Consider the following 20,879-nt stretch of genomic DNA (forward strand, 5'->3'; position numbering starts at 1 on the left):
CGACCTCACCACCCTGTTACACATCCAGAAAGGCAAGTCCTCACCATGCGTAAATTCTTCGGCACGTCGGTGGTCGCCATCAGCGCCGCCGCCATGCTGGCCCTCGCCGGTTGCGGCTCCGGCCGTGACGGCGACTCCGGCTCCAGCGGCGAGGCCGCCAAGGGCTTCGCGGCGAACTCGCTGATCGGCGTGGCCCTCCCGGCCAAGACCTCGGAGAACTGGGTCCTCGCCGGTGACCTGTTCACCAACGGCCTCAAGGAGGCCGGCTTCCAGGGTGACGTGCAGTACGCCGGCGCGTCGACCACGGTCGCCGACCAGCAGGCCCAGATCACCGCCATGGTGACCAAGGGCGCCAAGGTCATCGTCATCGGCGCGACCGACGCCGCGCAGCTGTCGACCCAGGTCGCGGCCGCCCACGCGGCCGGCGTGAAGGTCATCGCCTACGACCGGCTGATCACCAACACCCCGGACCTCGACTACTACGTCGCGTTCGACAACTTCAAGGTCGGCCAGCTCCAGGGCCAGGCCCTGCTGGACGGCATGAAGGCCAAGAAGCCGAACGGCCCGTACAACATCGAGCTGTTCTCCGGCTCGCCGGACGACAACAACGCCGGTGTCTTCTTCGACGGCGCGATGAGCGTGCTCAAGCCGGCGATCGACAAGGGCGACGTGGTCGTCGCCTCGGGTCAGAAGGACGTCAAGCAGACCGCCATCCAGGGCTGGAAGGCCGAGGGTGCGCAGGCCCGCATGGACCAGCTGCTGACCTCGACCTACGGCAGCAAGGAGCTGGACGGCGTCCTCTCCCCGAACGACACGCTGGCCCGCGCGATCCTGACCTCGGTCAAGGGTGCTGGCAAGCCGACCCCGATCGTCACCGGTCAGGACTCCGAGGTCGAGTCGGTCAAGTCGATCGTCGCTGGCGAGCAGTACATGACGATCAACAAGGACACCCGCAACCTGGTGAAGGAGACCATCAACATGGTCAAGGCTCTCCAGGCCGGCAACACCCCGCAGGTGAACGACACCAAGTCCTACAACAACGGCAGCAAGGTCGTCGACACGTTCCTGCTCCCGCCGGTCGCCGTCACCAAGGCGAACGCGGCTGAGGCGTACGCCAACGACCCGAAGCTCGCGCCGCTCACCAAGTAATCACCGCACGGTAGGCAGCAACGCCGATGGGTCCCGGGTCTCCTCTACCGGGACCCATCGTCGTCCTCGCACCCCCGCACCAAGCGGCTTCGACCCGGAAGGAGGTCTGACCGTGGCGACACCCGTCCGGTCCAGGCCAGCCGGCGTCGGCCGCAACAACGAATCCCCGCTGCCGTCGGTCCCCGGCGCCAGCCAGGAGGAGATCCGGCGGCAGAACCTCGGCGCTGTACTGCGCTACGTCCACCTGAACGGGCCGACATCCAGGGCCGAGCTGACCAGCCGACTCGGCCTCAACCGCAGCACCATCGGTGCTCTCGCGGCTGAACTGGTCGCCAGCGGCCTGGTCACCGAGGAGGCACCGACCACCGCGCGCCGCGCCGGTCGCCCGTCGCTGGTGGTCAGTCCCCGCTCCGACCGGGTCTACGCACACGCTCTGAGCATCGACGCGGACCGGCTTCGTGCCGCCCGGGTCGGTCTCGGTGGGCGCATCCTCGACCTGCGTGAGGTCGCCCGACCCAGTGGCATGTCGGCGGGCGACGCCGTCGGGCCACTCGCCGACCTGGTCCGTGACATGGAACGGTCCGTGGCCGCCGACGCGCTGCTGGTCGGCGGCGCCGTCGCGGTCACCGACACCACCCGCGACCCGGACGGCAGGATCCGGATCGCCAGCGTCGACGAGACGCTCGGCACCGCGCTCGAGGCGGAGTTCGGCCCCGGCCCCGGCTTCGTGGCCGGTGACCTGGCGGACATCGCGGGCCTGGCCGAGCACGTCCGGGGCGTGGCGGTGGGCATCGACGACGTCATCTACCTGCACGGCGATCTCGGCATCAGCGCCGGCATCATCGTGGGTGGCCGACTGATGATCGGCCACCGGGGCCACAGCGGCAAGGTCGGCCACATGGTCGTCAACCCGAATGGCCTGCCCTGCGGCTGCGGCTCGCGGGGCTGCTGGGAGACCGAGATCGGCGAAGCCGCGCTGCTGCGGCACGCGGGCCGGGATCCCGGCGACCGCCCGGCGGTGGCCGAGGTGCTGCGCGCGGCGGCGGACGGTGACCCGACCGCCCGGGAGGCGGTCGAGCGGGTCGCCGACTGGCTCGGCTTCGGCGTGGCCAACCTGGTCAACGTGGTCAACCCGGACGCCGTGGTGTTCGGTGGAGCGCTTCGCGACATCTTCACCGCCGGAGCGGACGTCGTCCGGAAGCGGTTGGACACCATGCCACTGCCAGCCTCCCGCGAGCACCTGCGGCTGCGCGCGGCGGCACTCGGCCGCGACGCCGTGCTGATCGGCGCCGCCGAGTTGGCCTTCGACAAGCTCCTGGCCGACCCGCTGAACGTCGGCGTGGCGGGCCAGGTCGGGACCGCCGAGCCCGCATAGCCGCCGCTGCCTGGCAGGTACTCCCACGACCAGGTTTCGGGCAGCCGGAGCCGGCCGTCGGGGAGCACCGACACAACGCCGTGACGTCCCCCGGTGGCCCGGCCCGGCCGGTGGTTGGCAGAAGGGTGATGTCACTCGTTGCCGTTAGGCTCGGCGGCGTGGTTCCCCACCAACTCGACCGCGCGCAGGCACGGCAGATCGCCGTCCGAGCCCAGTTGCTGGCCGACCCCCGGCCGGCCGACCTGCTCACGGTGGTGCGTCAGCTGACGCTGGTGCAGATCGACCCGACGGCCGCCGTCGCCCCCAGTGCGGACCTGGTCTGCTGGAGCCGGCTCGGCTCGTCCTACCAGCCCGCGCAGATGCGGGAGGCCCTCGAACGGGACCGGACGCTCTTCGAGCACCAGGCGATGGTGCGACCGATGGCCGATCTCGGGCTCTTCCTCGCGGCGATGGCGACGTCGCCCGGTCATGAGCGCCACCGCGAGTGGCTGCGCGCCAATGACTCGTTCCGGCGAGACGTGCTCGACCTGCTCGGCCGCTCCGGGCCGCTGCTCTCCCGCGACATCCCGGACACGAGCGCCGTGCCCTGGCCGTCGTCGGGCTGGACCAACAACCGCAACGTCACCCAGCTCCTGGAGTTCCTGGTCCTGCGGGGCGAGGTCGCCATCGCCGGCCGCCAGGGCCGACAGCGGCTCTGGGACGTGGCCGAGCGGGTCTACCCGGCCGGCGTCCCCGTCGTCGAGTTGGAGCAGGCACGCCGGCTCCGCAACGAGCGACGGCTGCGGGCGTTGGGCATCGCTCGGGAGAAGGCGGTGGTCGTTCCCGGCGAGCCGGCCGAGGTCGGCGACGCCGGCGAGCCAGCGGTGATCGAGGGCGTCGCGGGGGAGTGGCGGGTGGACCCGGCCGCGCTCGGGCAGCCCTTCACCGGGCGTACGGCGCTGTTGTCGCCGTTCGACCGGCTGGTGCACGACCGAGTCCGCCTCGCGGACCTCTTCGAGTACGAGTACGTGCTGGAGATGTACAAACCCAAGGCGAGCCGACGGTGGGGCTACTTCGCGTTGCCGATCCTGCACGGCGACCGGTTGGTCGGAAAGGTCGACGCCACGGCCGACGGCCGGCGCGGCACGCTCACCGTGCACGCCATCCACGAGGACGTGCCCTTCACCCCGGAGGTGACCCGGGCCGTGCACGACGAGCTGCACGACCTCGCGTCCTGGCTCACGCTGACCGTCGAGGGCCTGCGCTGACGGGTGCTCGCCGAGGCCCCCGCGCCCCGACGAACACCCGGCGCCGACCTAGGCGATCCGGCGGACCCGGCGGATGGCGAAGTAGAGCAGGAGCGCAGCGAGGGCGACGAAGATGCCCGTCTCGATCCACTGGAACAGCCAGAACCGGTCCGCCGGTTGGTAAAGCTGCCAGTTGTACGCGCCCGGGTCGAGGCCCAGCTCGGACCCGCAGGCTCGGCCGTCCGGGCCCTTGCCACCCGGCGGACACTGGATCCGGGCGTTCTCCGCCACCATCGTCCCGTCGGCGTTCCGGATGCCCATGGAGAGGACCCAGTCACCCCGGCTCAACTCCGGTATCCCGTCCCCCTCGATCGGGAAGGTCTGGGTGCGGGCGGGCTGGTAGTGCGGCCGGGCCAGGATCTCCACGGCTGCCCGTACGCCGATGAACCCGGCCAGGGTGATGCCCATGGCGGGCAGCATCCGCTTCCAGACGGTGCCGGCGGAGACGCCCAGCGCCACGGCGAACAGGGTGTAGCCGATCGGGACGACGCCCTGCAGATCGAAGACGATCATGCCGAGTCGGCCCTCGTGCGCGGCCTGGGTGAGCGGCTCCACCCACCAGGACATGCCCAATCCGTAGCACGCCGCGAGGAGCACGGCGGCCGTGCCGACCAGCCCGAACTTCACCAGGGCCCAGCGGGTCCGGCCGACGCCCTGGGTCCACACGAAGCGGTGGGTGCCCTGTTCCACCTCCCGGGCGACCAGCGGGGCGCCCCAGAACAGGCCGACCAGCACCGGCAGCGTGATCAGCAGTACCGCTACCAGGTTCAGGCTGTCGTACTGATCGCTGAACCGGCGGAAACCCGCGTCGCAGGTCTGCACGGCAGCCTCGCTGAGGGCCACCGGACGAATGCATTCGGCCAGCCCCAGGTCGGCGAAGGTGCTTCGCATCGACAGGCCGATGGGCACCAGCACGGCGGCCAGCACCACGAACCCCAGCAGGGTGTAGAACGCCTGCTTGCGATGTTGCCGCCAGGTCAACCAGATCATGCCGGCACCCCCCACTCGCTGTGCTTGGTCTGCGTGGTGCCGTCGGCCAGGTAGGCCAGGACAACGTCCTCCAGGCTGACCTCGCGCACCGTCCAGGCGGGATCGGTGACCGGCCCGTCGGTGCGGACCAGCAGGGTGGACTGCCGGTCGGTGTGGCTGGCCCGGACCACGGCGGCGACGCCCCCGATAGCGCCGCCGTCGTGTCGGGGGCCGACCAGTTGCCGGTGCTCGGCGACCAGGTCGTCGACCGCGCCGGTGAGCTGCACCTGGGAGGCGTTCAGCACGATCAGGTAGTCGCAGACGCGTTCCAGGTCGGCCAGCAGGTGCGAGGAGAGCAGGACGGTGGTGCCGGATTCCGCGACGCTGCCCATCAGCGACTGGAGGAACTCCCGCCGGGCGAGGGGGTCGAGGCTGGCGACCGGCTCGTCGAGCAGCAGCAGCCGGGGCTGCTTGGCCAGCGCGAGGGCGAGCGCCACCTGGGCCCGTTGGCCGCCGGAGAGCTTGCCGACGGGACGGTCCGGGGGAATGCCGAGCTGCGCCAACCGGGTGCGGGCCAATGCCCCGTCCCACCGCTTGTTCAGCTTGCCACCGGCGATCACCAGCTCGGCTGCGGTGAAGTCCCGGTACAGCGGGGTGTCCTGGGCGACGAAACCGATGTCGGCCAAGCCCTCCGTGTCGCCGTACGGCGATCTGCCGAACACGCGGACCGCGCCCGCGTCGGGCTTGAGTAGCCCGACGGCCAGGTGCAGCAGCGTGCTCTTGCCCGCGCCGTTCGGGCCGACCAGCGCGGCGATCCGGCCGGCCGGCAGGTGCAGCGAGCAGTCCCGCAACGCCCACGTGCTGCCGTACCGTTTGCCCAGCCGGTCTGCTTCTAAGACCATGTCCATCCTCTGTCCTCTCGTTCCGGCGGCGGCGCCGCCCTCGCTGCTGTGCTTGGTGGTTTGCGCGCTGCGCTCACTCAGGCGGGCTCCCTCTGCGGGGCGTCGTCGGCCAGGGTGGCCCGCAGCGTGGTCTCCACCAGGGCGATGACGTCCTCGGCTGTGAGACCCGCGGTCTGCGCCCGGTGCAACCAGGCGACCAGGTCGTCGCGTAGCTCGGCCTGGTTGGGCAGGGACGCGCCAGCCAGCGTGCGCTGGACGAACGTGCCCACCCCGGGTCGGCCGCCGACCAGACCCTCGATCTCCAGCTCCCGGTACGCCTTCAGCACCGTGTTCGGGTTGATCGCCAGGGACTGCGCGACATCCCGGACCTTCGGCAACTGGTCGCCCGGCGTCAGCAGGCCGACCCGCAGCGCCTGTTTCACCTGCTGCACGAGCTGCATGTAGGTGTTCACCTTCGACCGGCTGTCCAGCACGAACTCGATCACTCGTGATGATCCTTCCTGTTGTCCTACGACAGTAGGACTAATAGACAGCATCATTGGTCGCCCGACTGCTGTCAAGCGCGACGCGGCACGCGGCCGACCCGACCCGGCGACCGTGGCGGCACCGGAGGGCCCAAAGGTTGGCACCGACGGGCCAGCCCGATGGGTAGGGGCCGGCACGCGAATCCGTGCGGACCGGGGAGGTGTTCGATGGTCACCAACGAGCTGACGACGTCGAGGGCGACTCCACTACAGGTGGCCCGCGCCCGAGGTCGGGTCCGTGGGCGGCTGGTCCTGCTCGGCCCGGCGTTCGTCGCCGCCGTCGCCTACGTCGATCCCGGGATCATCATCGGTACGGCCACGTTCGCCGTGCTCGGAGCCGGCAGGGATGCGCCGCCGGCTGAGCCGACAAGGGGCGTTGCTGGCTGAGCCGGCGGGGTGGGCATTGCCGGCTGGCAACTCGTGCGGCCTGCCGGTCGCGGCTCGGCGGGCCGCGACCGGTAGCCGTCAGGTGCGGCGGCCCTCGTCGCGGGCGGGGATCTCCTGGCGCTGTTCGAGGGCGTCCGCCGGGTTGGCGTCGGCCGGGAGTGACGTCGCCTCGTCGAGCGTGCCGCCCGGCAGTGCGCCCTGTTCGGCCAGGTCGGCCTCGGACGCTTCGGGGTCGACGTCGCCGGACACCCGGTCCGGCGGCCCGTAGTCGACGGCGTTCTGCCGTTGTTCCAGGGCGTCCGCCTCCGGAGGAGGAAACGTATCGCCCTGCTCGTCCCGGTACGTGCTCATCGGAGCCTCCTACCGGCGGGTGTCGACATGCCGCCGGGCCGCTGCCTACCCGTCACCGGCACACTCACGCCTGGCGGCCGCATCCCGGAGGACAACAGGAGCGTGGCCACGGCGGTCTCGAGGTGGTGCGCTGGCCGTCGGAGCGTGATCCACTCCGCTTCGCCGATGTGGCGGTATCCGCGGGGCGGGATACCGCCACATCCGCGACCTGGAGTGGATCACGCCCGAGTCGCCCGCTCCGCCCCGACAGCCGCGCCCGGCGGCCGCGCCCGGCGGCCGCGCCCGACAGCCGCGTCCGATGGTGGTCAGGCGACCGGCGGCTCGACCGTGGTGACCCGGCGAGCCCCGGCGGCCAGCGTCAGTGCCAGCAGCGCGCACCCCGCGCCGACCAGGAAGAACAGCGAGGCCGCTGGCTGGCCCAGCCACTCCCAGGCCGGGTGCCAGGCCGGGTGTGGCTCGCCCAGGTGGTGCCACAGCAGTTGCGGTGCGGCCAGCAGCACCGGCAGCCACCACAGCACCACGGCCACACCGAACAGGACGTTCACCGTGCCGCGCCGCCGACGTTCCTCGACGCGTCGACTGATCCAGCCGAAGACCACCCAACCCGCGACCGCGCCCAGCAGCGTGCCGAGCACCCCGGCGGGGACCACCGCCGGCGGTGGCGCGCGGTGCAGCTCGACCGAGAGGTAGGTGGATTCGGCGAGGGTCTGTGTGGAGATCGAGGCGTTCAGGATCGTGTCGCCTCGCCGGGCGACCAGGGCGGTGTCGGTGATCGCCCGCGGTGTGGCGCACACCTTGTCCTCGCAGGTGATGCCCTCGGTCACCTGCGGGTCGTACACCCGCCAGCCGGCACCGGTCAGGCGTTCCCGGGCCACCGCGACGATCTGTTCGGCGGGCACCGGTGGGGCGCCGAAGGCGGCGGCGCCGGTGGCGCTCTCCTGATATTCGCCACCGTCACCGAGCACCAGGGTCTTGACGGTGTTCAGGCGCAGCGCGTGCCCGTAGACGACGAAGAGCGCGGGCGGGACGTCGATGTCGCCGAGGTCGTGCCCGGGAAACACCTCGGTCAGGATCGCGCCCGCCTCGGCCCGGTCGGGTTGCGGTCGGGAGGTCTCCCAGGCGGCCCGGCTGGCCAACGCGCCGGTGAAGAGGCCACAGACGACCGCGGCGAGCGGCACCCAGGCGACGGCGGCACCACCGGCCGGACGGCCGAGGCGGCGCAGCAACCGCCCGGACCGGCGGGCCACGGACTTGTCGATCACGGGCATGGTCACCCTTCAGACTGAAGATCAAGCGGGGTGACAGTACATCGACCAGGGGTGTGGGCGGGTACCCGCGAAGAGCACCGCCGGTGGCCGGGATCGGCCAGGATGGGCGGGTGGCCGGGGCACGGCCGCGACGAGGAGGGTTGGCGATGCGGGTACGCGGGCGGTTGACCTGGGCGCGACGTACCCGTGCGGGGGCGGCGCTGGTTGCCGTGCTCGCCGGGGTGCTACCACCGGCCGTGCTGGCGACAGCGAGCGCAGCGGCGGGCACGGCGGTGGCCGGGACGCCGGTGTGCCAGGTGCGCGACGACCGGCTCCGCGAGATCTCCGGCATGGTCGCCACCGACGACGGGTACGTGGTGATCAACGACGGTGCCGACGACGAGGCTCGCCGCCGGATCTTCTTCCTCGACGAGCGCTGCGCGGTGGTCCGCTCGGTCGCCTACCCGTCCCGGCCCCGTGACACCGAGGACCTGGCCATCGGCCGGGACGGCACCGTCTGGGTCGCGGACATCGGCGACAACGACCACTCCCGACCGACGATCGCCATCTGGCGGCTCGCACCGGGGTCGGCCAAGCCGGTGCTGCACCGGATGACGTACCCGGACGGCCCGCACGACGCGGAGGCGTTGCTGCTCGACGCGGCCGGCCGACCGTTGGTCATCACCAAGGGCGGCAGCGGCACCGTCTCCCTGTACGCGCCGACCACCGCGCTGCGGCCCGGCGCGACGACGCCGATGGCCTCGGTCGGCCAGGTGACCCTCCCGAGGACCAGCACCAGCAACCCGTTCCTGTTCCTCGGGCGTGGTGTGATCACCGGCGCGGCGAGCGCGCCGGACGGGCGTCGGGTGGTGCTGCGCAGCTACGCCGACGCCTTCGAGTACGACGTGCCCGCCGGCGACGTGGTCACCGCGCTGACCTCCGGCACCCCGCGGATCACCCCGTTGCCGGACGAGCCGCAGGGTGAGTCGATCACCTACAGCCGCGACGGCCGCTCGTTGCTCACCGTCTCCGAATCCGCCGACCAGCCGCCGGGCACCCGCCCGACGATCCTGCGCTACCCGGCCACGGACGCGGCGGTCCCCGCCGCGGGCCCGACGGGGTCCACCGGCCCGGTGGCCTCCACGTCGGTCCGCCCTGCCGCCGAGGAGGCCGGCAGCGCGGGCGACCGGACCTGGCCGCTGATGGTCGGCGCGGGAACACTGTTGGCACTGTTCGGCCTGGGCGCCGTGCTGTGGTGGCGGCACACCGCGCACCGGTGAGCGAACGCCAGCGGTGCGGCAGGATGAGTGGATGTCCGTGCTGTCCACGTTGCGTCACCCGATCATCGCCGCCCCGATGGCGGGCGGCCCGTCCACGCCAGCGCTCGCGGCAGCCGTCTCCGCGGCCGGTGGGCTGGGCTTCCTGGCCGCCGGGATGATCGACACCGAACGGTTGACCGCCGACGTCGCGGAGGTCCGCGCCCGCACGGAGCGGCCGTTCGGCGTCAACGTCTTCCTGCCCGACCCCGGCTCGGTCGACGAGGCCGCCATCCAGGCGTACGCCGAACGGCTCGCCCCGCAGGCCGCGGCGCGTGGGGTGCGCCTGGGCGAGCCGGTGGGCGGCGACGACGCGTACCCGAAGAAGGTGGCCGCGCTGCTCGCGGACCCGGTCCCGGTGGTGTCCTTCGTGTTCGGTCTGCCCGACCGGGCAGCGGTGGCCGCCCTGCGCGAGCGGGGCACCGAGGTGTGGGCCACGGTCACCCGCCCAGAGGCCGCGACGGCCGCCGCCGACCTGGGCGTGGACGCGGTGGTGGTGCAGGGCACCGAGGCCGGCGGGCATCGCGGCGGCCTACCGGACGACGACGACTACGCGCTGCTGCCGTTGCTCCGACTGGCCGCCGCCCACTGTGACCGCCCGCTGGTGGCCGCCGGCGGCCTCGTCGACGGCCCTGCGGTGGCCGCCGTGCTGGCCGCCGGTGCCGCCGCCGCGCAGCTCGGCACGGCCTTCCTGCGCTGCCCGGAGGCGGGCAGCTCGCCGATGCACCGGGCGGCGGTGGCGAGTGCCACGCCGACCGCGTTGACCCGGTCGTACACCGGCAAGCGGGCCCGGGGCGTGGCCAACGACTTCCTGCGCCAGCACGACGCGGCGGCACCGGCCGGCTACCCCCAGGTGCTACACCTGACGCGTCCGCTGCTCGCGGCCGCCCGGCGCGACGGGGACACCTCGGTCGCGAACCTGTGGGCCGGGCAGGCGCACCCCCTCGCCCGGGACCTGCCGGCGGCCGAGGTGGTCGCCGAGGTGAGCGCCGGTGCCCGAGCCGCGCTGGCAGCGGTGGTCGAGCGGTCGACCCGCTGGGGCTGACCGGCGGCGGCACGGCCGGCAGCGGAACCCGTAGAGTCGCGCCGTGATCGAGATCGGCGCGCAGGTCGACCTGTCCCATCCACCCACCCGGGTCTGGCTCGCATTGACCGATCGGGCGCTGCTCGGCCGGTGGTTCGCCGAGGCCGAAACGGTCGAGGGCGTACCGGACCGACTGCTGCTGCACACGGCCGGGCTGCCCGGCTTCGAGGCCAACGTCGAGGTCGAGGTGACCGAGCGGCAGGTGCCGGGACTCCTCGTGCTGGCCTGCGACGAAGCCGGCCGGCTCAGCGAACTCACCTGCACGGTCACGGCCACCGGGCAGGGCTGCCGGCTGGAGGTACGGGAGGCCACGACCCACGGCGCGTGGTCCGCCGAGCAGCACGAACCACGTGAGCAGCAGCTCCGGCAGTCGCTGACCGTGCGACTGCCGGCCATTCTCGACTGGCTCGCCTTCCAGCAGGTCGACCTGCGACGCAACGACGGCGGGATGACCGCCGAACTGCCGCTGGTCGGCGCGCGTGGACCCGGCCGCGCTCGTCGGCGCCGCCACCAACTGGCCGCGATGCTGGGTGGGGTGGTGGTCTTCGGAGGAGTAGCGGCGTGGGCGGCGCTACCGGACGAGCCGAACCGGAGCGCCGCGCCGTCCTCGACGCCGTCGGTGTCGCCGTCGCCGTCCGGAACGCTCACCGCGCCCACCGCCACGCGGCGGGCGACGCCCTCGGCGCGCCCCTCGCGGACGACCGCGTCGGCGACCGCCCGGCCGAGCCGGAGCGCGTCGGTGCAGCCGTCGCGCCCACCCACGTCGGTGCCCCCGCCCCCGCCGCTGTTGACCGCCCGCTACGACACCGACTCCAGCCGGCTGTTCGGCTACACCGGCGAAGTGGTGGTCGACAACCGCGCCGGCACACCGGTGGGGGACTGGGCCGTGGTGGTCACGCTCGCCGACGGCAGCACCGTGGACGACGTCGACGGTGCGAACTGGCGTCAGAACGGGCAGGCGATCACCTTCACCGGAGCGGCCGTGCCGGCCGGAGGATCGCAGACGTTCCGCTTCGACGTACGCGACAACCGGCCGAAGGCCAGGGCACCAGAGGCCTGCACGGTGGGCGGTAACCCCTGCACCGGCCTCTGACTAGGCTGCCGTCATGGCACTGCTGCACCGGGCGACCCTGCGCCCCACGAAGCTTGAACTGTTGGGAGCCTGGCTGCCCGGCCGACCCTGGTTCGCCGGTCCGTCCGGCGTCGATGTGGTGAGCCGGGGCGCGTACCGCTTCGACGACCCGGCCGGCGAGGTCGGCATCGAGACGATGCTGGTCGGCACCGCGGACGGGCCGGTCCACCAGGTCCCGCTGACCTACCGTGCCGCGCCCCTCGACGGCGCCGACGGCTGGCTGGTCGGCACCGTCGAGCACTCGGTGCTCGGCCCACGCTGGGTGTACGACGCCTGCGCCGACCCGGTGTACGCCGCCGCGCTCGCCCACGCGATCCTCACCGGCGGCGGCCAGGCGGAGGAGTACTTCGAGGTCGACGGCCGGCGCGAGGTGCGCAAGCCGACGATGACGGTTGTCGCCAGCGGCACCGGTGACGCCGACGTGCCCCCGACCGGCGCGGTCCGGCGGGTGGTCGACGGGGACGTCGCCATCATCGGCACCGACTCGGTCGAACTGGTCGTCGTCCGCCGACCCGGCGCCGGGGCCGACGCGAGCGCCGGCGCCACTCTGAGCGGCAACTGGGACGGGCAGCCGACGACCGTGCCGTTGGCGTACGCGAAGACGCTCTGACCTGCTCTGCAGGTGCGAACGCTCTGACCTGCCGTGCAGGTGCGAACGCTCTGACCTGCTGTGCGAATGCGGTGGGCGGCCCGACTCCTCGGGCCGCCCACCGCGTTCACCACCGCGCCGGAGGCGGGGGCGGCGACACGGGTGGCCGGTCGGCGCAGGTGATGGTGTTGGGCAGCAGCCAGGGGGCGAGCCACCCGCCGTCGTTACCGCCGAGGTCGGTCAGGGTGAACTCCGAACCGGCCGGGGTGAAGTGGAACGAACCGCAGTTGTTGACCCCGACCGCGCCCACGTTGCGGGCGTCCACATTGACGAACGAGGCGGACCCCGCCGAGCGGGCGCTGACCACCGAGGTGCCGGTGCCGTCGACCCGGATGTCCCGGAACCGCACGTTGGAGATCGAGTAGAGGTCCTTCACCGGCCAGTCGCTGACCAGCATGATCGCGTTGTAGGTGTTGTCGAGGTACGCGTCGCCGGTCACCTCGATGGCCGCGTCGATGCTCCGGTCCAGGGCGAAGATCCAGATCGCGCCCAGCCCGATGTTCCAGTTCAACTCGTAGGTGCCCGCGCGGGCGGTGGTGTTGTTGCTGATCCGCAGGTGCCCGGTGAACGGCTCCGCGCCGAAGCGGGAACCGGCGTGGATGCCGCTGCCCTCGCGCACGGGATCGGCGATGAGGTTGTGCGAGACGGTGGTGTCCGCGCCGCCGTAGATGGCGATGCCGTTGGCCAGGGTCGGCGACTGCACGGTGTTGTGGTCGAACGTGTTCCGCGCGTTGGCCGTCTTCTCCGACCACATCGCCAGGCCGTCGTCGCCGGTGTTGCGGACGAAGTTGTGCGCGACGACGGAGTCGGTCACACCGGTGTGGAAGTTGAGCGCGTCGGCGATCTGGTCGACGATGATGTTGTTGGTGACCCGGACGTTGCGCATCGGCCCGTCGAACCACAGTCCCGCCTTGGTGTGCCGCAGGTGGAGCCCGTCGATTGTCGAGTCGCTCAGCGCGCCGCCGATGGCGTTGACCTGGTCGGTGTCGATGCGCTCCCGGACGTCCCCCTCGATGGCGAAGCCGGAGAGGTGGACGTTGCGGCTGCCGCCGTCGGCGGCGTCCCGGCCGTAGAACCCGACGCCGGTGTGCACCGAGCCGTCCGGGGCGGGCGTCGGCAGGGCGACCTCGCGGCCCTTGAAGGTGGTGTACCAGTTGCCGGCGCCCTCGATGGTCACGTCGTCGACGATGACGTGCCGGTTGACCTGGTAGGTGCCCGGCGGGACGTACACGGTCAGGTGGGTGCGCCGGGCGAAGGCGATGGCCCGGTCCAGCGCGTCGGCCGAGTCTCGCCGGCCGGTGGGGTCGGCGCCGAAGGCGAGCACGTTCGCCGCGAGCAGCCGGATTCGCGGCGGCGCGACCAACTCGGAGTCGAGCAGGTCGATGACGGTCCAGGCGGCGGCACTACCGGGCGGCGCGGTGAGGCGGATCCGGTCACCGGCCCGGTAGGTGCGCCCCAGCAGGAGCCGCTGCTCGTCGTAGAAGTGGGTGGGCCGAAACGGTGTGCTGATGCTCGGGTACGGGGTGGTGGCCGACGGCACGCACTGGCACTCGGTGATCCACCAGTCCGGGTGCAGCAGCCCGGCCTGAGGGTCGTTGGAGAACGGGTACTGGTTGTAGAGCCACGAGTACTGCGACGTCAGCGTCATGGTGCGCGCGTTCTTGCCGTTGACCGTGACCCGCAGCGGCGCGGTGATCCCACCGCCCTGTGGCGCGTCCGGGATGCTGTACCGCACGGTGATCCCGTTGGCCGCGCTGGGTAGGACGAACTCGACGTACTCGCCGGGGGTGAGCCGGACGGCCCGGCGGCCGGAGGCCTCGGCGGGCAGCGTGTAGGCGGACCGGTCGGGCCCGATGATCTCGCCGGTGGTGCGGGCGTTCTCCGCCTCCTGCTCGACGAAGTCGACGTCCGCGCCGCGTCCGGCGACCAACGCCGGATCGAGGGCGGCCCGGGTGATGACCGGTGTCGCGCCGGAGGCCGCGGGTGGGCCGGCGACGGCCACGGTGGGGCCGAGGATCAGCACGGTGAGGCCGGTCGCGAGCGCGGCCGCGGTGGCCGTCGGCCGGCCGGGGCGTCCCCGCGCCGGCATGATGGCACGAAACATCGGTGACCCTCCTCAGTGGGTGGTGGTGGGAGGTCCGCCCGGCGCCCCCGACGCCCGACATTGATCGCCATGATGCCAGCAGCGAACACTGCGTTGCAAGACAGCAATCGAACAGCGAAAAGAAGCGACAATCAGCCCGCAAGAAATGGACGATTGACGAGTTGGGGTGTCGTGCGTCGCGTGCCCCCCGGCAGCTCACGCCGGGCGTAGGCTGGTCCGCGTGGATCAAGAAGACCGGATCGCCCTGTTCCTCGACTACGAAAACCTCGCGTTGGGCGCTCGCGACCACCGTGGTGGCGCGGCCTTCGACTTTCGGCCCATCGCCGACGCGCTGGCCGAACGAGGTCGGGTGGTCGTCCGGCGGGCGTACGCCGACTGGTCCTACTTCGACGAGGACCGCCGGATGCTCACCCGGTCCCACGTCGAGCTGATCGAGATCCCGCAGCGGATGGGCGCCTCCCGCAAGAACGCCGCGGACATCAAGATGGCTGTCGACGCGATCGAGTTGGCGTTCGAGCGCGACTACATCTCGACGTTCGTGATCTGCAGTGGCGACAGCGACTTCACGCCGCTGGTGCACAAGCTTCGCGAGCTGAACAAGCGGGTCATCGGGGTCGGGGTCGAGGGGTCGACGTCGGCGCTGCTCCCGCCGGCCTGTGACGAGTTCCTCTACTACGACCGGCTGGAGGGTGTGGACATCCCGCCGACCCGCAGCCGGCGCGGCCGTCCGACCCGGCAGGCCGGCCCGGACGTCCGCCCGCCCGAGCCGGAGCAGGAGCTTGAGCGGGAGCCGGAGGTGGACCGGCGACCCGCCGGCGAGGAGCCCGAACGGGACGTGGATGCGCTCGCCGTGCTGGTTGCCCAGACGGTGGCCGGGCTGCAGGGCAGCGCCAACGGCGACGTCACCGCCTCCCGGCTCAAGCGCACCCTGCTGCGCAAGGACCCGACGTTCAGCGAGTCCGACTACGGTTTCCGCACCTTCGGCGAGCTGTTGCGGCACCTCGCCGAACACACCGTGATCGAGCTGGCCGAAGGCCCCGCGAAGGGTGACCCCGAGGTCTCGCTGCCCGAGCACGGCGACCGGGAGGTGGCGTTCGGTCTGCTCCGTGGCGTGGTGGCGGACCTCGGCAGCAGCGGCAACCCGGTGGCGCTGTCCGGTCTGAAGAACCAGCTGCGCCGGGCCCGACCCGACTTCAGCGAGAAGAAGCTCGGCTACCGCAGCTTCCTCCAGTTCTGCAAGGCCGCGGCCACGGGCGGCGTGGTCGACCTCCGGTGGAGCCCCGAAGCCGACGACTACCTGCTGACCACCCAGGGGTAGGCCCGGTCGACCATCGACCGCCGGCGAGCGGGAGTGCCGGAACTTGCTCATCGGGGTGGGCGGTAGGGCTGCGCGAATGGACGCGTCGAGCGCGACGTGGCGGTTCACTCCGGGTGACATGCGGATCACTCAGGAGTGAGGCTCGCCGCACCCAGTCCTGCGGGCCAGGACAGGTTGGTCAATGCCCTCGCCGGTGTGCTGAACGGCAGGTAATCGGGTCCTGATTCGTCGCTCAGGACGGGGAGGATCCCCCGTTGTGGGTCCTCCCCGTCAACGCTTAGACCGAAGTACGCCGGAATTGCGCCTATCGCCCTGGTTCCGACCCACCTGCGACGTACCCCCGGCGCAAAATTTGCTATACGGTCGGCGAATGAAGGTCGAGGAGCATTGGTGGAACGGAGACACGACCCCGCGCGGGCGCCGGGACGTGTATATCCGTACTGACGGGCAGGGTTGGGAGGTCCGCGCCCAGATCGGTGGGGCGTCGGGTCGTGAGCGGGTGCAGCAGTGCCCTAGCCGGGCCTCGGCGGCCATCCTCGCCGACGCCTGGCGCGGCACGCACCCATCCTGGCGTGAGCTGAAGCAGCGCTGATCCGGCACCGGGCCGGGCCGGCAACGCTCCTGGGCTCCAGCCCGGTGCGTACCCCCGGCCGGCCCGGCGCTCGGTTTCCCCCCGCCGACGACGGCTGGCGAGGCTCGACAGGTCATTACCTCTGAAGCGTCAGTGCGGCGATGTCCGCCAGCCCCCAGATCCACTCCGTTTCGGCGATGTGGCGGCATCCGCTCGGCGGGATACCGCCACATCGGTGACATGGAGTCGATAGCGCGTCCGTTTCGTGTCGTCGCCGTCAGACCGGGTACACCGAGGTCCGACCGGTCGTGCCCGATGGAGGTCGCGGATGTCGCAGAGCCCCGACGAAGAGAACCCCAGGCTCGACGAGGAGGCCCGAGAGGCCGAGCGTCGGCTCGGCGACCTCGCCAACCCGTCGAACGACGCACAGACCGACGACGACGCCCGGGTGCCGGATGAGGCCCCTTCCGAGCAGGACGCCGACTAGTGCCCGTCTAAGCTCCCCTCCCGCCCGGGCCTGTCCGGCGGAGCACGCCGGACAGGCCCACGGATCGGTGCAGAGGGCTCAGCGCTTCAGCGTGAAGGTGAAGTCGCCGGAGAGCTTGCCGCTCAACCGGACTGCCGAAACGATGTTCCCCTCCAGGATCAGTCTGTCGACCTGGGCTCGCGAAAGACCGAGACCGTCAGCGATCAGTCGCACCGGCCGGACCGGGATCCGCGCCGCGAAGCGGACCGCGACGTCGATCGTCTCGTGGTCCAGGTGCTCCGATCCGTCGGTGTCGAGACGCCAGGCGTCGTCCCAGTCGAGGGCGATGCGATTGCGGTGCTGCACGGCCGGGTCCTGAAGCAACGCGGCGGTCAGCCCGGGGTCGTTGTGGTGCAGCAGGTCCAGCAACCCCGGTCGGATGGAGCGCACGGTCACCCGCTCCAGGAGGGTGAGCTTGGCTGTCACCCCGCAACCGGTACAGAGCACGAGGAGCCAGGCGTCGATGAGCTTGTGGTTGGCGTTGACGCGGAATTTTCCGCTTGGCCGGAAAAGCTCGGACGCGCACGAGTGGCAACGGCGGCGAACGAGCGGCAGGCAGGTGGGCACGACGGCCCAGTTTCTGAGCACAGAAGGACACCGGTTTCAGTGAGAGATCCGCAGCAAAAGGAGCGCGGCGCACAGGCGCGACGCGCGACACAATCAGCAATCGGGAGGTCTCACAGGGTGTACAACGGAACGTCCTTGCCTAGACGATCTGGTTCCGCTGCACGGTAATGGCGCAGAGCGGCGCTACTCCACCGGTTTTTCGAGCGCCTCGGGCCGGTCAGATGGCCGGGACCGGCAGCACCACGCCCTCGACCGCGGACCGGTGCGCCAACTCGATCAGCTCGACCGTGGCGACCGAGTCCCGAGGGTCCACCGGCATCGGCGTGCCCTCGCGCAGAGCCGTCGCCACCTGCGCGTAGAAGCTCTGGTACGCGCCCGGCTCGGTCGGCACCGACCGCAGCTCACCGTCGACGCCGAGCATGCCGTACCGCTCCGGCGGGACCTCGCCCCAACCCGGCTGGTCCGGCCGGCCGCCGTCGTGCAGCGCCGCCTCCTGCACGTCGAGGCCGTAGCTCGTGTAGCCAGCCCGGTCACCCAGCACCCGCAGTCGCGGCCCGAGCTGGGCGGTCACCGCGCTCATCCACAGATGCGAGTGGACCCCGCTGGTGTGCGTCAACGCCACGAACGCGTCATCGTCGACCAGGGCACCCGCGCGGCGACGGTCCACCTCCGCGTAGACCCGGTCGACCCGGCCGAAGAGCTGCACCGCCTGGTCGATGAGGTGCGCGCCGAGGTCGAACAGGGCGCCGCCGGCCTCCTCGGGACCGGCCAACTCGCGCCAGCCCGGCTTGATCGTCGGACGGAACCGCTCGAACCGGGACTCGAAGCGCAGCACCCGCCCCAACTCGCCCTGCTCCACCAGCCGGCGGAGGGTGCGGAAGTCACCATCCCAGCGCCGGTTCTGGAACACCGTCAGTGGCACCCCACGCTCGGTCGCCTCGTCGATCAGCGCGCGACCCTCCGCGGCGGTCGGGGAGAGGGGCTTGTCGACGACGACCGGCAGCCCGGCGGCCAGCGCCGCCCTGGCCATCGGCACGTGTTGCCGGTTCGGCGTCGCGACCACCACCAGGTCCAATGCGTCCGGCGTACGCCACAGCTCGTCGGCGTCGTCGACCAGGCGGGCGTCGGGGTGCTGCTGCCGGGCCTGCTCGCGCCGCTGCGGATCGCGGGACACGATGGCGTCGAGTCGCAGCCCGGGAGTCGCGGCGATCAGCGGTGCGTGGAACACCCGGCCCGCCAACCCGTACCCCAGCAGACCGACCCGCAGCGCCTCCGCCATGCCGTACCCCTGTCTCCCCGGTCCGCGCCCGGACGTGGCGGCGGCACCGCTTGCCGAATCTACGCCCCGGCCTCAGCCCGCCGCCGGTCAGCTCGCCGGGTCGCTGCGCAGGTAGGTGAGCACCGCGAGCACCCGACGGTTGGTGTCGTCGCTGGGCGGCAGGTCGAGCTTCAGCAGGATGTTGCCGACGTGCTTGCCGACCGCCGCCTCGCTGACGTGCAGGCGGGCGGCGATCGACGCGTTCGACCGGCCCTCCGCGAGCAGCGCCAGCACCTCGCGTTCGCGGGTGGAGAGTGCGGCGAGCGGGTCGCGTGGCCGGTGCAGCAGTTGCCGGACCACGTCCGGGTCGATGGCGGTGCCACCGGCCGCGACCCGGCGCAACGTGTCGACGAACTCGGTCACCTCGGCCACCCGGTCCTTGAGCAGGTAGCCCACCCGCTGGCCGTCGCCGCTGTCCAGCAGCGCCGCCGCGTACCCCGTCTGCACGTACTGGCTGAGCACCACGACCGGCAGGTGGGGCCGCTCGGCGCGCAACGCGACGGCCGCGCGGAGCCCGTCGTCGCGGCGGCCCGGCGGCATCCGGATGTCGGTCAGCACCAGGTCCGGTTGGTGTTCGCGAGCCGCGTCCAGCAGTTCGGGCGCGGAGCCGACGGCGGCGCACACCGCGAAGTCGAAGCGGGTCAGCAGCGCGACCAAACCCTCGCGCAGCAGCACCTCGTCCTCCGCGAGCACCACCCGCGTCACCGCCGGCACGGAAGCTCCACCCGGACCAGGGTAGGCCCGCCGGGCGGACTGGCGAGCAACAGCCGGCCGTCCGCGGCGGCGACCCGGTCGGCGAGACCGGTCAGGCCGGTACCCCGGGTGGGGTCGGCGCCGCCGCTGCCGTTGTCGGACACCTCGACGACGAGGTCCCCGCCAGGCCGGGTGAGGCGCACCTCGGCACGGGTCGCCCCGGCGTGCCGGGCGACGTTGCCCAGTGCCTCGGACACCACGAAGTAGGCGGTGGTCTCCACGATCTCCGGCAACTCGCCGTGCAGGTCGGCGTGCACGGTGACCGGGATGGTGGCGGCGTCGGCCAGCTCACGGACGGCACCGGCCAGGCCGAGGTCGGTGAGGCTCTGCGGGCGAATGCCGTGCACCAGTTGCCGCAACATCACCATCAGGCCCCGGGCCTGGTCGTGTGCCACGGCGAGGGGCCGGGCGGCGGGGGAGTCCTCGGGTACGTCCAGCCGGGCCAGGCCCAGTTGGAGGGTGAGGCTGGTCAGCCGGGGTTGCGCGCCGTCGTGCAGGTCGCGTTCGATCCGACGCCGTTCGGCCTCGTACGCGCCGACCAGCCGGGTGCGGGACCGGGCGACCTCGCGCAGCGCCGCCGCGTCCACCGGTCGCGCCAGCACCCACCGGGCCACGGCGGCCTGGAGGGCGGCGAGCAGACCGAACGCGTAGCAGAAGACCGGCAGAAGCAGCACCGCCACGATCGCGTACGGGATGGCTTCGCCGGTGGTTTCGATCGGCTGCCAGATGACGACCGGCTCGGCGTCGCCAGCCAACCAGGGACTGGTGATCATGCCGAGGTCGAGCAGCACCAGCAGCAGGAGCACCCAGTACGCGACCGGCACGAACCCGCCCAGCCAGAACAGGTACGCCACCTCCCGCCAGGTCGCGGCGCTGCGGTAGCGGGCGACCAGGCCCGGCCACGGCGACGCGGGCAGCGGGCGGCTGTCCACGAGCCGCAGCCGCCACCGCTCGATGGTCGCCACCAGGAAGCTCACGATCGGCGCCAACGCCAGCAGGATGAGGCTGCCGACCCCCAGGAACAACATCAGCGCGATGCTCGGCGGTCGGCCGTGCAGCAGTAGCGCGTTGACGGCGGCCAGCAGGGGTGCGCCGATGACGAGTAGCCCGATGGCGAGCACGCCCGCGATCGGCACGGTGCTGACGAGGTAGGCCAGTGCCCGCCACGGCCAGGCGGAGATCAGCCAGCCGCGGCGGCGCAGCGCCTCGGCCAGGTGACGAGGGTGTTCCGAGGTCATGCCGCAGACGCTAATCGCGACAACCTGGCCGCCCCAGCCGTCCAGATCCACTTTCCGAGGTATGCCCAGCACTACCGGCCGAACGGGTGTGCGGGGTTCGGAAACGGGAAGAA

21 protein-coding genes are annotated in these 20,879 nt (G+C 72.0%); 11 read left to right on the plus strand and 10 right to left on the minus strand.

All coding sequences use genetic code 11. The features are described from left to right. The first annotated feature begins 45 nt into the window (after positions 1 to 45). The 3 genes from C7C45_RS01985 (at position 46) to C7C45_RS01995 (ending at position 3,771) form a co-directional block, all read left to right on the plus strand. Positions 46 to 1,149, plus strand: a complete 1,104-nt coding sequence (locus C7C45_RS01985; protein ID WP_110561897.1) for a substrate-binding domain-containing protein — start codon at positions 46 to 48, stop codon at positions 1,147 to 1,149. A 112-nt stretch (positions 1,150 to 1,261) separates the two neighbouring features. Next, positions 1,262 to 2,524 carry an ROK family transcriptional regulator gene (locus tag C7C45_RS01990; protein WP_110561898.1) on the plus strand — a complete coding sequence of 421 codons (1,263 nt, stop codon included), beginning with the start codon at positions 1,262 to 1,264 and terminating at the stop codon, positions 2,522 to 2,524. Positions 2,525 to 2,682: 158 nt separating this feature from the next. Then, entirely contained in the window at positions 2,683 to 3,771 is a 1,089-nt protein-coding gene (locus tag C7C45_RS01995; protein WP_208641038.1) for a DNA glycosylase AlkZ-like family protein, read from the plus strand. A gap of 48 nt (positions 3,772 to 3,819) precedes the next feature. Here C7C45_RS01995 and C7C45_RS02000 read toward each other — a convergent pair whose 3' ends face one another. The 3 genes from C7C45_RS02000 to C7C45_RS02010 form a co-directional block, all read right to left on the minus strand. Next, positions 3,820 to 4,800: a transporter gene (locus C7C45_RS02000; RefSeq protein ID WP_110562053.1), complete on the minus strand. Its 981-nt coding sequence runs from the start codon at positions 4,798 to 4,800 to the stop codon at positions 3,820 to 3,822. Beyond that, entirely contained in the window at positions 4,797 to 5,687 is an 891-nt protein-coding gene (locus tag C7C45_RS02005) for an ABC transporter ATP-binding protein (protein ID WP_110561900.1), read from the minus strand. The genes C7C45_RS02000 and C7C45_RS02005 overlap by 4 nt, the downstream gene beginning before the upstream one ends. 71 nt (positions 5,688 to 5,758) lie before the next feature. Next, entirely contained in the window at positions 5,759 to 6,166 is a 408-nt protein-coding gene (locus C7C45_RS02010) for a GntR family transcriptional regulator (RefSeq protein WP_110561901.1), read from the minus strand. A gap of 207 nt (positions 6,167 to 6,373) precedes the next feature. Between C7C45_RS02010 and C7C45_RS34700 the strand changes: the two genes are divergently transcribed. Beyond that, positions 6,374 to 6,592, plus strand: coding sequence for a hypothetical protein (locus tag C7C45_RS34700; RefSeq protein ID WP_244200192.1), 219 nt, complete (start codon positions 6,374 to 6,376; stop codon positions 6,590 to 6,592). A gap of 78 nt (positions 6,593 to 6,670) precedes the next feature. Here C7C45_RS34700 and C7C45_RS02020 read toward each other — a convergent pair whose 3' ends face one another. Both C7C45_RS02020 and C7C45_RS02025 read right to left on the minus strand, forming a co-directional pair. After that, positions 6,671 to 6,943, minus strand: coding sequence for a hypothetical protein (locus C7C45_RS02020; RefSeq protein ID WP_110561902.1), 273 nt, complete (start codon positions 6,941 to 6,943; stop codon positions 6,671 to 6,673). Between the two features lie 305 nt (positions 6,944 to 7,248). Beyond that, entirely contained in the window at positions 7,249 to 8,217 is a 969-nt protein-coding gene (locus tag C7C45_RS02025; RefSeq protein ID WP_110561903.1) for a hypothetical protein, read from the minus strand. 140 nt (positions 8,218 to 8,357) lie between these two features. Here C7C45_RS02025 and C7C45_RS02030 point away from each other — a divergent pair, with 140 nt between their 5' ends. From C7C45_RS02030 to C7C45_RS02045, 4 genes are read left to right on the plus strand one after another with little or no spacing between them, the layout of a single operon-like run. Next, on the plus strand, positions 8,358 to 9,470 hold the full coding sequence (locus C7C45_RS02030) for an SMP-30/gluconolactonase/LRE family protein (protein WP_244200193.1): 1,113 nt from the start codon (positions 8,358 to 8,360) through the stop codon (positions 9,468 to 9,470). A gap of 31 nt (positions 9,471 to 9,501) precedes the next feature. After that, a complete protein-coding gene (locus C7C45_RS02035) occupies positions 9,502 to 10,551 on the plus strand; it encodes a nitronate monooxygenase (RefSeq protein ID WP_110561904.1) in 1,050 nt (349 codons plus the stop codon). Between the two features lie 43 nt (positions 10,552 to 10,594). After that, positions 10,595 to 11,683 carry a cellulose binding domain-containing protein gene (locus tag C7C45_RS02040; RefSeq protein WP_110561905.1) on the plus strand — a complete coding sequence of 363 codons (1,089 nt, stop codon included), beginning with the start codon at positions 10,595 to 10,597 and terminating at the stop codon, positions 11,681 to 11,683. A gap of 13 nt (positions 11,684 to 11,696) precedes the next feature. Beyond that, entirely contained in the window at positions 11,697 to 12,332 is a 636-nt protein-coding gene (locus tag C7C45_RS02045) for a CG0192-related protein (RefSeq protein ID WP_110561906.1), read from the plus strand. Between the two features lie 106 nt (positions 12,333 to 12,438). On the opposite strand, the gene C7C45_RS02050 is transcribed toward C7C45_RS02045, so the two are convergent. Then, the gene (locus C7C45_RS02050) at positions 12,439 to 14,475 is read right to left on the minus strand and encodes a glycosyl hydrolase family 28-related protein (RefSeq protein ID WP_110561907.1); all 2,037 of its coding nucleotides are present in this window, start codon (positions 14,473 to 14,475) and stop codon (positions 12,439 to 12,441) included. A 220-nt stretch (positions 14,476 to 14,695) separates the two neighbouring features. On the opposite strand from C7C45_RS02050, the gene C7C45_RS02055 reads away from it, so the two are divergent. The 3 genes from C7C45_RS02055 (at position 14,696) to C7C45_RS33850 (ending at position 16,851) form a co-directional block, all read left to right on the plus strand. Beyond that, on the plus strand, positions 14,696 to 15,793 hold the full coding sequence (locus C7C45_RS02055; protein WP_110561908.1) for a PIN domain-containing protein: 1,098 nt from the start codon (positions 14,696 to 14,698) through the stop codon (positions 15,791 to 15,793). Positions 15,794 to 16,163: 370 nt separating this feature from the next. Further along, positions 16,164 to 16,385, plus strand: a complete 222-nt coding sequence (locus tag C7C45_RS02060; protein ID WP_030335934.1) for a hypothetical protein — start codon at positions 16,164 to 16,166, stop codon at positions 16,383 to 16,385. A 307-nt stretch (positions 16,386 to 16,692) separates the two neighbouring features. Beyond that, positions 16,693 to 16,851, plus strand: a complete 159-nt coding sequence (locus tag C7C45_RS33850) for a hypothetical protein (RefSeq protein ID WP_167454607.1) — start codon at positions 16,693 to 16,695, stop codon at positions 16,849 to 16,851. 78 nt (positions 16,852 to 16,929) lie between these two features. Here C7C45_RS33850 and C7C45_RS02065 read toward each other — a convergent pair whose 3' ends face one another. From C7C45_RS02065 to C7C45_RS02080, 4 genes are all read right to left on the minus strand, one after another. After that, a complete protein-coding gene (locus tag C7C45_RS02065) occupies positions 16,930 to 17,478 on the minus strand; it encodes a DUF1062 domain-containing protein (protein WP_110561909.1) in 549 nt (182 codons plus the stop codon). 196 nt (positions 17,479 to 17,674) lie between these two features. Beyond that, the gene (locus C7C45_RS02070; RefSeq protein WP_110561910.1) at positions 17,675 to 18,736 is read right to left on the minus strand and encodes a Gfo/Idh/MocA family oxidoreductase; all 1,062 of its coding nucleotides are present in this window, start codon (positions 18,734 to 18,736) and stop codon (positions 17,675 to 17,677) included. Positions 18,737 to 18,823: 87 nt separating this feature from the next. Beyond that, a complete protein-coding gene (locus C7C45_RS02075; RefSeq protein ID WP_110561911.1) occupies positions 18,824 to 19,489 on the minus strand; it encodes a response regulator transcription factor in 666 nt (221 codons plus the stop codon). Then, positions 19,477 to 20,766, minus strand: coding sequence for a sensor histidine kinase (locus C7C45_RS02080; protein WP_110561912.1), 1,290 nt, complete (start codon positions 20,764 to 20,766; stop codon positions 19,477 to 19,479). The genes C7C45_RS02075 and C7C45_RS02080 overlap by 13 nt, the downstream gene beginning before the upstream one ends. Between the last annotated feature and the right edge of the window lie 113 nt (positions 20,767 to 20,879).

Source organism: Micromonospora arborensis (genome assembly GCF_003205615.1).
Taxonomy (GTDB): domain Bacteria; phylum Actinomycetota; class Actinomycetes; order Mycobacteriales; family Micromonosporaceae; genus Micromonospora; species Micromonospora arborensis.

Excerpts from the sequence above, each read along its gene's own strand:
- C7C45_RS01985 (WP_110561897.1), top strand. The coding sequence starts at position 46 with ATGCGTAAATTCTTCGGCACGTCGGTGGTCGCCATCAGCGCCGCCGCC.
- C7C45_RS02000 (WP_110562053.1), bottom strand. The coding sequence starts at position 4,800 with ATGATCTGGTTGACCTGGCGGCAACATCGCAAGCAGGCGTTCTACACC.
- C7C45_RS02005 (WP_110561900.1), bottom strand. The coding sequence starts at position 5,687 with ATGGACATGGTCTTAGAAGCAGACCGGCTGGGCAAACGGTACGGCAGC.
- C7C45_RS34700 (WP_244200192.1), top strand. The coding sequence starts at position 6,374 with ATGGTCACCAACGAGCTGACGACGTCGAGGGCGACTCCACTACAGGTG.
- C7C45_RS02020 (WP_110561902.1), bottom strand. The coding sequence starts at position 6,943 with ATGAGCACGTACCGGGACGAGCAGGGCGATACGTTTCCTCCTCCGGAG.
- C7C45_RS02030 (WP_244200193.1), top strand. The coding sequence starts at position 8,358 with ATGCGGGTACGCGGGCGGTTGACCTGGGCGCGACGTACCCGTGCGGGG.
- C7C45_RS02035 (WP_110561904.1), top strand. The coding sequence starts at position 9,502 with ATGTCCGTGCTGTCCACGTTGCGTCACCCGATCATCGCCGCCCCGATG.
- C7C45_RS02045 (WP_110561906.1), top strand. The coding sequence starts at position 11,697 with ATGGCACTGCTGCACCGGGCGACCCTGCGCCCCACGAAGCTTGAACTG.
- C7C45_RS02050 (WP_110561907.1), bottom strand. The coding sequence starts at position 14,475 with ATGTTTCGTGCCATCATGCCGGCGCGGGGACGCCCCGGCCGGCCGACG.
- C7C45_RS02060 (WP_030335934.1), top strand. The coding sequence starts at position 16,164 with ATGAAGGTCGAGGAGCATTGGTGGAACGGAGACACGACCCCGCGCGGG.
- C7C45_RS33850 (WP_167454607.1), top strand. The coding sequence starts at position 16,693 with ATGTCGCAGAGCCCCGACGAAGAGAACCCCAGGCTCGACGAGGAGGCC.
- C7C45_RS02070 (WP_110561910.1), bottom strand. The coding sequence starts at position 18,736 with ATGGCGGAGGCGCTGCGGGTCGGTCTGCTGGGGTACGGGTTGGCGGGC.
- C7C45_RS02080 (WP_110561912.1), bottom strand. The coding sequence starts at position 20,766 with ATGACCTCGGAACACCCTCGTCACCTGGCCGAGGCGCTGCGCCGCCGC.